6 protein-coding genes are annotated in these 8592 nt (G+C 72.5%); 1 reads left to right on the forward strand and 5 read right to left on the reverse strand.

Going from position 1 to position 8592, the window contains the following annotated elements; translation table 11 throughout:
- Positions 1-94: 94 nt before the first annotated feature.
- The 4 genes from ACFV61_RS29645 to ACFV61_RS29660 all read right to left on the reverse strand — a co-directional run bounded on the left by ACFV61_RS29645 (position 95) and on the right by ACFV61_RS29660 (position 4563).
- Positions 95-1132, reverse strand: a complete 1038-nt coding sequence (locus ACFV61_RS29645) for an isocitrate/isopropylmalate dehydrogenase family protein (RefSeq protein ID WP_063349733.1) — start codon at positions 1130-1132, stop codon at positions 95-97.
- Between the two features lie 119 nt (positions 1133-1251).
- Complete coding sequence (gene leuD, locus ACFV61_RS29650) at positions 1252-1890, reverse strand: 3-isopropylmalate dehydratase small subunit (RefSeq protein WP_380494946.1); 639 nt, start codon at positions 1888-1890, stop codon at positions 1252-1254.
- Between the two features lie 79 nt (positions 1891-1969).
- Positions 1970-3370 (reverse strand): 3-isopropylmalate dehydratase large subunit, encoded by a 1401-nt coding sequence (gene leuC, locus ACFV61_RS29655; RefSeq protein ID WP_063349731.1) that lies wholly within the window; start codon positions 3368-3370, stop codon positions 1970-1972.
- Entirely contained in the window at positions 3370-4563 is a 1194-nt protein-coding gene (locus ACFV61_RS29660) for a LeuA family protein (protein WP_063349730.1), read from the reverse strand. Before ACFV61_RS29660 ends, leuC begins: the two co-directional genes overlap by 1 nt.
- Before the next feature lie 301 nt (positions 4564-4864).
- Here ACFV61_RS29660 and ACFV61_RS29665 point away from each other — a divergent pair, with 301 nt between their 5' ends.
- Positions 4865-5203 carry a hydroxyisourate hydrolase gene (locus tag ACFV61_RS29665; protein WP_063349729.1) on the forward strand — a complete coding sequence of 113 codons (339 nt, stop codon included), beginning with the start codon at positions 4865-4867 and terminating at the stop codon, positions 5201-5203.
- Here the strand turns inward: ACFV61_RS29665 and ACFV61_RS29670 are convergent.
- Positions 5200-8289, reverse strand: a complete 3090-nt coding sequence (locus ACFV61_RS29670; protein WP_380494948.1) for a BTAD domain-containing putative transcriptional regulator — start codon at positions 8287-8289, stop codon at positions 5200-5202. The two genes, ACFV61_RS29665 and ACFV61_RS29670, sit on opposite strands and share 4 nt — an antisense overlap.
- Between the last annotated feature and the right edge of the window lie 303 nt (positions 8290-8592).

Consider the following 8592-nt stretch of genomic DNA (forward strand, 5'->3'; position numbering starts at 1 on the left):
CGGGGGGGGGGGGGGGGGGGGGGCCGCCCCCGGGCGGGGGGGGGGGGGGGGCCCCCCGGGGGGGGGGGGGGGGGGGGGGGGGCGGGTCATGCCGTCAGGCCGCGGCGAGGGCCGCCCTGACCGCGGCGCCGACCTGCTCGGTGGTGAGGGTGCCGCCGAGGTCCGGCGTGCAGGCGCCCTCGGCCACGGCCGTGCCGACGGCCAGCTGGATCGCCTTCGCCTCGGCGGCCCAGCCCAGGCGCTCCAGCATCAGCGCGGAGCTGAGGATGGCGCCGAAGGGGTTGCCGATGCCCTGGCCGGCGATGTCGGGCGCGCTGCCGTGCACCGGCTCGTAGAGGCCGAACCCGGTGTCCGGGTTGATGTTGGCCGAGGCCGCGTTGCCCAGGCCGCCGGCCAGCATGGCCGCCAGGTCGCTGAGGATGTCGCCGTACGAGTTGTTGGTGACGATCACGTCGAACTGCGACGGGTCGGAGATCAGCTTCATCGCGGCGGCGTCGACGTAGAGGTGGGTGGAGTCGATGGCGGGGTGCTTCGCGGCGGCCTCGCGGAACACCCGCTGCCACACCTGGCCGCCGTGCCGGACGGCGTTGGACTTGTCGACCATGCAGACGCCGCGCTCGGCGATCGAGTACGCGTACTCCATCACCCGCGAGACGCCCATGTAGGTGCTGACGTCCGCGTCGACGGCCATCTCGTGCACGGTGTTCCCGCGCAGCACTCCGCCGATGTCGGTGTAGAGGCCCTCGGTGTTCTCCCGGACGATCACGGCGTCGATGGCGCGGGTCCGGGCGTCGCGCAGCGGGCTCAGCCGCTCCTGGAGCAGGGTGGCCGGGCGGTGGTTGACGTACAGGTCGAGGTCGAAGCGCAGGCGCAGCAGGACGCCGCGGCCGTAGTCCGAGGTCTTCACCCGGGGGTCGCCGATGGCGCCGAAGAGCACCGAGTCGCTCGCCTTGATCCGCTCGAAGTCCTCGTCGGACAGGGAGACCCCGGTCCGCAGGTAGGTGTCGGCGTTGACGTGGTCGAGCACGTCGACCGCGAGGTCCAGGCCCAGCGACTCGATGGTCTCCAGGGCCTCCTTGGTCACCTCGGGGCCGATGCCGTCACCGGGGATGACGGTCACTGTCTTGGTCATGGGTCTCTCACCGTTTCTGGGGTGGGGCCGGCCGGTTGTGGGTCGGGTCGGCCGGGCCGGGGGCGTCGGGCAGGGTCACCGCCGCGCGGCCCTGGGAGCTGCGCCGGGGGGCGCGGTCGTCAGGAGGCCCGGCGCTGCTTCGCGGTGTCCGGGGAGGAGAAGGCGCCGCGGGTGATGCTGGTCATCCAGGCCGGGCGGCCCTGCTCGAAGGCGGCGATCGCGTCGGCCTTGCGCAGGGTGACGTCGATGTCGTCGAGGCCGTTGAGCAGCAGCCAGCGGGCGCGCTGGTCGGCCTCGAACTCCCAGGTCCCGAGGTCGGTGCCGACGGTCAGCTGCTCCAGGTCGACGGTGATCTCGAACTTCGGTTCGGCCTGGGCGCGTTCGGCGAGGTCGGCGACGACGGGCACCGGCAGGGCGACGGCCAGCAGGCCGTTCTTCAGCGCGTTGCGCAGGAAGATGTCGCCGAAGCTGGTGGCGATGACGGCCCGGAAGCCCCAGTCGCGCAGGGCCCACACGGCGTGCTCGCGGGAGCTGCCGGTGCCGAAGTTGTGGCCCGCCACCAGGACGCTCGCGTCCTGGTGCTCCGGCTGGTTCAGGACGAACCCGGGCTCCTTGCGCCAGTGCCCGAACAGGGTGTCGGCGTAGCCGGTCTTGGTCAGCCGCTTGCAGAACTCGGCCGGGATGATCTGGTCGGTGTCGACGTCGTCCCGGGACAGGGCCACGGCCTGTCCGGTGTGCGCCGTGAGCGGCTGCCTCATGCCTCTGCCCCCTGCTGGTCGGTCCGGCTCTGGTCGGTCTGATGGCGGTGGGTCGGGCGGGTGTGCCCGGCGGTCGCGGTCACAGCTCGGTCGGCGCGGCCAGGCGGCCGACCACGGCGGTGGCGGCGGCGACGACGGGCGAGACCAGGTGGGTGCGGGCGTGGGTGCCCTGCCGGCCCTCGTAGTTGCGGTTGGAGGTGGACGCGACCCGCTGGATGCCCTGGAGGCGGTCGGCGTTGATGCCCATGCACATCGAGCAGCCGGAGAGCCGCCACTGCGCGCCCGCGTCGAGGAAGACCTGGTCCAGGCCCTCCTCCTCGGCCTGGGCCCGGACGGCCATCGAGCCGGGGACGACGAGCATGGTGATCCGGTCGGAGACCTTGCGGCCGCGCAGCACGTCGGCGGCGGCCCGCAGGTCCTCGATCCGGCCGTTGGTGCAGGAGCCGAGGAAGACCGTGTTGATCTCGACGTCCCGCAGGGCGACGTCCGGTTCGAGGCCCATGTACTCCAGGGCGCGGCGCGCGGCCTGCTGCTCGGCGGGGGTCGCGAAGGTCTCGGGCGCCGGCACCGCGGCGTCCAGCGGGACGGCCTGGCCGGGGTTGGTGCCCCAGGTGACGAAGGGCTTGAGCCCGGTGACGTCCAGTTCGACGACGCGGTCGAAGGCGGCGCCCTCGTCGGTGCGCAGGGACTGCCAGTAGCTGACGGCCTCGTCCCAGTCGGCCTCGGCGGCCGGGTCCCAGCGCTCGCGCAGGTAGGCGAGCGTGGTGTCGTCGGGGGCGATCAGGCCGGCGCGGGCGCCCGCCTCGATGCTCATGTTGCAGACCGTCATCCGCCCCTCCATGGAGAGGTTCTCGACGGCCTTGCCGCGGTACTCGATCGCGTAGCCGTTGGCGCCGTTGGCGCCGATGTGCGCGATCAGCGCGAGGATCAGGTCCTTCGGCGTGACGTCGGCCGGCGGCTCGCCGACGAACTCGACGGACATCGTCCGGGGGCGCTGGAGCGCCAGCGTCTGGGTGGCGAGCACGTGCTCGACGTCGCTGGTGCCGACGCCGAAGGCGAGCGCCCCGAAGGCGCCGTGCGTGGAGGTGTGGCTGTCGCCGCACACCACGGTCATGCCGGGGCGTACGAAGCCCAGTTCGGGCGCCACCACGTGCACGATGCCCTGCCGGTCGTCGCCGAGCGAGAACAGCTCGATCCCCTGCTCCTCGCAGTTCTCGCGCAGGCGCTCCAGCTGGGCGCTGCCCATCGCGTCCTTGACCAGCAGCGTGTTGGTGGGCACGTTGTGGTCTTCGAGGGCGAGCGCGAGGTCGGGCCGGCGGACCCGGCGGCCGGCCAGCTGGAGGCCGTCGAAGGCCTGCGGGGAACTCGCCTCGTGGAGCAGGTGCAGGTCGATGTAGAGCAGGTCGGGCTCGCCCGGTGCCTGGTCGACGACGTGGCTCTGCCAGACCTTCTCGATCAGGTTGCGCTCGGTGCCGCCCATCAGCTGGCCACCGCCATCTCGCTGGTGCGCTCCAGGCGTTCGGCGATGATCTCGCGCAGCTCGCCCAGTTCGATGCAGGTGCCGTCGGCGCGGCCCGCGATGTAGGTCTCGTAGATCTCGTCGAGCAGGTCGTGCTCGGCGCCGATTCCCATCTGGTCGAACAGGTTGCGGACCACATTGCGCCCGGAGTGCCGGCCGATGAGAATTCCGCGCTCGCGGCCGAAGCTGTGCGGCTCGACGTATTCGTAGGTCACCGGATTGCGCAGCATTCCGGCCTGGTGGATTCCGGCCTGGGTGGCGAAGGCGTTCTCCCCGAATATCGCCTTGTTGCGCGGCGTCGACATTCCGATGATCCGGGCCAGCAGCTGGTAGGCCTCGTAGAACTTCTCGGTGCGCAGCCGGCTGGTCAGGCCGAGCTGCTCGCCCTTGTAGAGCAGCACCGCGGCCAGCTCCTCCAGCGGGGTGTTGCCCGCGCGCTCGCCGATGCCGGCGATGGTGGCCTGCACCTCGTCCGCGCCGGCCTCGACGCCGGCCAGGGCGTTGGCGAGGGAGAGCCCGAGGTCCTGGTGGCAGTGGGTGGACAGGATGATGTGGTCCGGGATCCAGGAGCGGACCCGCGCCACCTGGGCGCCGAACTCGGACGGGATCAGGCAGCCGGTGGTGTCGGCGAGCGCCACCGTGTTGGCGCCCTCCTCGATGCCGGCCTCGATCATCGGGCGCAGCAGGTCGTCGCTGCCCCGGCTGGCGTCCTCGATGCCGAGCGTGATGTCGGTGAAGCCCAGCTCGCGGGCGAACCGGATGCTGTCGATGATCTCGTGCAGGCCCTCGGCCCGGGTGAGGCCGCGCTTGTGCTCCAGGTGGACGTCGCTGCCGGTGGCCATGATCTGGACCTGGTGGCGCTCGACGCCGCCGGCCTGGGCGGCCAGCTCGATGTCCGCGCGGACGGCCCGGTTGAGGGTCGCCACCTTGGCGGTGGTGAGCGCGCCCGCGATCAGTCTGGTCGCCTCGAAGTCACGCGGTGAGGAGCTGGGGAAGCCGGCCTCGATGGTGTCGACGCCGGTGGCCTCGATGGCGAGGGCCAGCTCCAGTTTCTGGTCGGGGTTCATCGCGTTGCCCGGGGCCTGTTCGCCGTCGCGCAGTGTCGAGTCGAATACCCGGAGCCGCCGTGCGGTGGGGACGGATTTCGGAGACATGGATTTTCCGCCTCTTTCGGGAACGCCGCCGGACGGGCGACCGGACGGGAGGTCGCGGTGTGCGGCGGCGGAGGATTGTGGCTGGCAGCGGTGACTTTACTGGTCCGGAATCACTGTCCGTCAAGACTTTTCGAACAAATAATCATTCGATGGCGGGCCGATAGCGGGACCCCTGACAATAGGCTTGACGCGCCCTTTTCCCGATGCATCGTGTACTGAGGCAAGGAGTGGTTTTCATGCGAGATATCCCGTCCGAGGAACGTCCGCCGGCCCGGTTACCGCGCCCGGGGCGGGTGGGCTGATGGCGAGGGTCATCGTCGAAGCGCTGGACAGCGTCCACGGGCGCACCGCCGCCGGCCTCGACGCGAGACTGGAGTCGCTGGTCGACAACGAGTGGGTGCCGGTGGTCGAGCGGAGAACGGACGCGAGCGGCCGGATCGAGGAGTGGGGCGGGACGGACGGCGGACGCGGCCTCTACCGGCTGGTATTCGACGTCGACCGGTACTTCAGCGGGCTCGGCCTGTTCACCGTGCACCCCGAGGTGGCGGCCACCTTCCGGGTCTCCGACGGCGAGTCGGGGCACCGGGTGAGCCTCACCCTCTCGCTGAACCACTACGCGGTGGCCTTCATCGCCGACTAGGACGGTGGACCCGGGCCCGCGGGGGGCTCCGGGTCACCGGCGGCCAGCCGGGCGGAGCGCAGCAGGTCGAGGGTGCGGGCCTCCTCGGCGGGGGTCCGCATCAGGCGGAACACCAGCCGGGCCCGCCGCAGGTGCTGGACCGCCAGGTCGGCCTCCCCGGTGCCGAGCGCCAACTCGCCGAGGGTGACGAGGATCCGGCCCATGATCAGCCGCTCGTTGGAGCCCTCCGCGAGGAGCAGGGCGCGGTGCAGGGCGTGGGCGGCCTCGCCGCTCTCGCCGAGCCGGTGGCGGGCCGCGCCGATGCCGTGCAGGGCGTAGATCTCGCCGGTGTGGTCGCCGATCAACCGGACGACGTCGAGGGCGCGGGAGAAGGCCTCCAGGGCCCGGTCGTAGCCGCCGCGTTCCAGGTGGCTCTGGCCCATCCGGTGCAGCACCTGGGCCTCGACCCGCCGGCCGCGGCCCTCCCGGCTGAGCCGCAGCGCCTCGTCGAGGAGCTCTCCGGCGCCCTCCTCGTCGCCCGCGCCCAGTTTGAGCTGGGCCAGGTTGTGCAGCACGTAGGCGACGGCGACGGAGCCGCCGCTCGCCCGCAGGACGGTGAGGGCGGCCTGGTAGTGGGCGGTCGCCTCGTCGATCCGGCCGTCCACCCGGGCGAGGTAGCCGAGGCCGCGGGCGGTCAGGGCGGAGCCGAGGTCGTCGCCGAGGTCGGTGAAGATCCCGGCGGCCTGGCGGAAGCGCTCCTCGGCGGCGGCGAAGTTCTGCCGGGTCAGCGCGAGCGAGCCGAGGGAGTGCAGTGCGGCGGCCTGGCCGAGCCGGTCGCCGCCCTTGCGGGCGGCCGCGAGGGCGAGTTCGTGGGTGTCGCGCCAGTCGTCGAGCCGGCCGTGGGTCTCCAGGAACGTCACGGCGGTGACGGCGAGTTCCCAGCAGTGCGCGGTGAGGCCCATCATGGCCGCCTGCCTGACCCGGGGCACGAGCATGGGCCGCTCCCGGGCGAACCACCGCAGCGGCTCGGCCAGCAGCCGGTCCACCGTCCGGGCGGGCAGCGGGTGCAGGGCGGTGCCGCGGCCGCGGATCAGCACGTCGCGGCCGTACTCGCGCTGCCTCGCCTCGATCAGCAGGTAGAGGAAGCAGCCGATCACCCGGGCCAGTGCGGCCTCCCGCTCCTCGACGCTCTCCTCGTCGACGAGGCGTTCGCGCGCGAAGACCCGGATCAGGTTGTGCAGCCGGTACTGGGTGTGGCGGCCGGGCGCGGTGCCGACGGCGTCCAGCAGTTGGGCGTCGGAGAGTTCGTCGATCAGGTCCTGGACCTGGTACTCGGGGAGGTCGAGCAGCGCCATGCCGACCCAGGTGGAGAACGGCCCCTCGTCGATCAGGGCGATCCGCCGCAGCAGCCGGCGGGCGTCCTCGCTGACGCTCTCGTAGGTGAGCGAGAGGCCGGCCCTGATGCCGACGTCGGCGTACTTGAGCTCGTCGAGCCGGCGGGTCCCGTCCTCCAGCCGCTCCACCAGTTCGGTGATCTCCCAGTGCGGCCGGGCGGCGAGCCGGGCGCCGGCGATGCGCAGCGCCAACGGCAGGTGGTCGCAGAGTTCGGCGAGCGCCTTCGCCGCCTCCGGTTCGGCCGCCACCCGCGCGGGGCCGGCGATCCGGCCGAGCAGTTCCGCGGACTGCTCGGGGTCGAAGGTGTCGACGTCCACCCGGACGGCTCCGGCGAGGCTGCCGATGTGCCGCCGGCTGGTGACGATCACGGCCGAGGTGGGCTTGCCCGGCAGCAGCGGGGTGATCTGGCTCTCGGTGGCGACGTTGTCGAGGACGATCAGCACCCGGCGCTCGGCGAGCAGGGCCCGGTACATCTCGGCCCGCTCCTCCAGCCCGTCGGGGATGGCGGTGCCGTTGACGCCGAGGGCGCGCAGGAAGCGCTCCAGCACCTGGGCCGGGCCGACGGTGTCGGGGGCCCCGGCGTGCAGGTCGGCGAAGAGCTGCCCGCCGGGGAACTCGGCGGCGATCTGGTGGGCCGCGTGGACGGCCACGGCGGTCTTGCCGACCCCGGCCTTGCCGACGACGGAGACGATCGGGACGGCCAGCCGGGACTGGTCGTGGGAGGAGAGCAGCAGCCGTTCGCGCAGGCCGGCGAGCAGGTGCTCGCGGCCGGTGAAGTCGGCGAGGTCGGCGGGGAGCATCTCCGGAACGGCGGCGGGGGCGGCGGGGGCCACGGGCGGCGCGGCGGCGGGCTCGGCGGCCGGGGCACCGTGGGCGGCGGCCGGACGGCTGTCGGGCAGGTCGAGCCGGGGGTCGCCGGCGAGGATGGAGAGTTCGAGCCGCTGCAGCCGGGGGTCGGGTTCGACGCCGAGTTCGTCGATCATCCACTGGCGGGTGTCGCGGTAGACCTGGAGCGCCTCGGTCTGGCGCCCGGAGCGGTAGAGCGCCAGCATCAGCTGGCCGCGCAGCCGCTCCCGTAACGGGAACTCGTCGACCAGGCCGAGGAGTTCGCCGACGGCCGCGCCGTGCCGGCCGAGCGCGAGTTCGAGCTGGATGCACTCCTCGGTGGCGCCGACCCACTGCTCGGTGAGCTGGCCGGCGGCGGAGCGGATCGACTCGCTGGGCAGGCCGCCGAGGGGGTCGCCGCGCCACAGTCCGAGCGCCTGCCGGAAGAGGGCGGCGGCCTCCGCCTTGCGGTCCTGGGCCTCCGCCCTGCGGTCGCGGTCCTCCACCGTGCGGTCGTGGGCCTCCGCCTTCTGGTCGCGCAGCGCCCGCGCCTTCCCGACCCGGTCGCGGGCCTGGAGCAGGTCGAGCTGGTCGTCCGCCGCCTTCACCATGTAGCCCTGCGGGTGGGTGGTGATGACGTCGGAGAGGCCGTGCGCGGCGAACAGCCGGCGCAGGGCGGAGACGCTGATCTGCAACTGCGCGCGGGCGGTGGCCGGCGGGGCCTCCTCGTAGAGGGCGCGGACCAGGCGGTCCACGCTGACCACCCGGTTGACGTCGAGGAGCAGCGCGGCGAGCACCGTCTGCTGCCGGATCCCGCCGAGGTTCAGCGGCCTGGCGTCGACGAGCGCTTCGAGCGGGCCGAGAATGCGGTACTCGACCCGGGGCACGGGTGAGGAACTGCCGTCGTGGCGTATGCCGGAACCAGGTCTGTGCCCCACCGTTTCCACTCCCCCCAGAGGAATAGGCGCAGGATCGCAAGGCACTCTAAGGACGGCCCGGTCAATGGGTCAACGCTATTCAGTTCTCCCCAAAAGACGCCGCCTGACGGGTTGCGATCGGCGTCCGCACCCCCGGGTGACCCACGAAAAATCGGCACGGAAATGCCGGTTGGGCCGCTAGGGGCCCACCCATAACGCCAACACTCGCCCGGGGCGGTTTGAGGGCTTCATAATAAACCCGAACCCGAAGGA

The sequence above is a fragment of the Kitasatospora sp. NPDC059817 genome (genome assembly GCF_042731835.1).
In the GTDB taxonomy this organism is placed as follows: Bacteria; Actinomycetota; Actinomycetes; order Streptomycetales; family Streptomycetaceae; genus Kitasatospora.

Bases quoted from the DNA above. Each gene is read 5' to 3' on its own strand.
- ACFV61_RS29645 (WP_063349733.1), bottom strand. From the start codon at position 1,132: ATGACCAAGACAGTGACCGTCATCCCCGGTGACGGCATCGGCCCCGAG.
- leuD (WP_380494946.1), bottom strand. From the start codon at position 1,890: ATGAGGCAGCCGCTCACGGCGCACACCGGACAGGCCGTGGCCCTGTCC.
- leuC (WP_063349731.1), bottom strand. From the start codon at position 3,370: ATGGGCGGCACCGAGCGCAACCTGATCGAGAAGGTCTGGCAGAGCCAC.
- ACFV61_RS29660 (WP_063349730.1), bottom strand. From the start codon at position 4,563: ATGTCTCCGAAATCCGTCCCCACCGCACGGCGGCTCCGGGTATTCGAC.
- ACFV61_RS29665 (WP_063349729.1), top strand. From the start codon at position 4,865: ATGGCGAGGGTCATCGTCGAAGCGCTGGACAGCGTCCACGGGCGCACC.